At 49.5% G+C, this 396-nt stretch carries 1 pseudogene; it reads right to left on the bottom strand.

Going from position 1 to position 396, the window contains the following annotated elements:
- Positions 1 to 3: 3 nt before the first annotated feature.
- Positions 4 to 396, bottom strand: a pseudogene (locus Q4563_RS16725) (type IV pilus secretin PilQ); the annotation flags it as partial.

The raw sequence follows: 396 nt of genomic DNA, 5'->3' as shown, positions 1-396 counted from the left end.
AGACTATCTGGCGCTGAAGGAGTCCTTCACCAGCTTCGGCGTGATGAAAACAAGTAACTCGCTCTTGTCATCCGAAACGCTAGAGTAACGGAACAGGGCTCCAATTAATGGTAAATCCCCGAAGAAAGGCGTCTTGCTGACCGACCTGACTTCTTCAGAACGGAAGATACCACCTAATACGATAGTTTCGCCATTATCTACCAGCACTTGAGTCTGTACCGCATTGGTATTAATCGTCGGACCGGCCGAAGTATCTTCCCCCACCGAGTCCTGATTAATGACCAGATCCATGATAATACGATCATCCGGCGTGATTTGAGGTGTCACTTCCAGTCGCAATACCGCCGACTTGAAGGTCACACTGGTCGCACCACTGGACGTTGACTCTTCATATGG

This window comes from Gilvimarinus sp. 1_MG-2023, from assembly GCF_030548285.1.
The sequence above is the reverse complement of the archived record's forward strand: the minus strand, read 5'-3'. Positions and strand labels throughout refer to the sequence as shown.